This is a genomic window from Neotabrizicola sp. VNH66, from assembly GCF_049445895.1.
GTDB lineage: Bacteria > Pseudomonadota > Alphaproteobacteria > Rhodobacterales > Rhodobacteraceae > Pseudogemmobacter.
In genome coordinates this window covers 1-1,198 of record NZ_JBMSDW010000053.1, presented here as the reverse complement: position 1 = coordinate 1,198, position 1,198 = coordinate 1, and the positions used below count along the sequence as shown (strand labels likewise).

Here is a 1,198-nt window from a genome sequence, read left to right as displayed (position 1 = left end):
GCCACGATGGCGAAGGCAAAGTTTGAACGGAATAAACCGCACGTCAACATCGGGACGATTGGTCACGTTGACCACGGGAAGACGACGCTGACGGCTGCGATCACGAAGTATTTCGGCGAGTTCCGCGCCTATGACCAGATCGACGGCGCGCCGGAAGAGCGGGCACGGGGGATCACGATCTCGACCGCGCACGTGGAATACGAGACGGCGAACCGTCACTATGCGCACGTGGACTGCCCCGGCCACGCCGACTATGTGAAGAACATGATCACCGGTGCCGCCCAGATGGACGGCGCGATCCTCGTGTGCGCGGCCTCGGACGGCCCGATGCCGCAAACGCGCGAGCACATCCTGCTCGGCCGTCAGGTGGGCATCCCCTACATGGTCTGCTACCTGAACAAGGTGGACCTGGTCGATGACCCGGAACTCTTGGAACTGGTCGAGATGGAAGTGCGCGAGCTCTTCTCGTCCTACGACTACCCCGGCGACGACATTCCGGTGATCAAGGGCTCGGCCCACCAGGCGATGATCGGCGAGCGCAAGGACATCGGCGAGGATTCGATCCGCGCGCTGATGGAAGCGGTCGATTCGTACATCCCGACCCCGGCCCGCGCCGTGGACCAGCCGTTCCTGATGCCGATCGAAGACGTGTTCTCGATCTCGGGCCGCGGCACGGTCGTGACCGGCCGGGTGGAGCGTGGCGTGATCAACGTCGGTGACGAAGTCGAGATCGTGGGCATCCGCCCGACCTCGAAGTCGACCTGCACCGGCGTGGAAATGTTCCGCAAGCTGCTGGACCGTGGGGAAGCCGGCGACAACATCGGCGCGCTGCTGCGCGGCGTCGACCGTGACGGCGTTGAGCGCGGCCAGGTGCTGTGCAAGCCGAAGTCGGTGACCCCGCACACCCATTTCGAAGCCGAAGCCTATATCCTGACCAAGGAAGAAGGCGGCCGCCACACGCCGTTCTTCGCGAACTACCGTCCGCAGTTCTACTTCCGCACGACGGATGTGACCGGGACGGTGAAGCTGCCGGAAGGCACGGAAATGGTGATGCCGGGCGACAACCTGAAGTTCGAAGTCGAACTGATCGCGCCGATCGCCATGGAAGAAAAGCTGCGCTTCGCCATCCGCGAAGGCGGCCGCACCGTCGGCGCAGGCGTCGTCTCGAAGATCCTGAAGTAAGATTTCCGGCAGGGCG

At 63.9% G+C, this 1,198-nt stretch carries 1 protein-coding gene; it reads left to right on the top strand.

All coding sequences use genetic code 11. The annotated features are described in order from the left end of the window. The first annotated feature begins 6 nt into the window (after positions 1–6). Positions 7–1,182 carry an elongation factor Tu gene (gene tuf / locus ACO2Q5_RS23890; protein ID WP_423295720.1) on the top strand — a complete coding sequence of 392 codons (1,176 nt, stop codon included), beginning with the start codon at positions 7–9 and terminating at the stop codon, positions 1,180–1,182. The last annotated feature ends 16 nt before the right edge of the window (positions 1,183–1,198 follow it).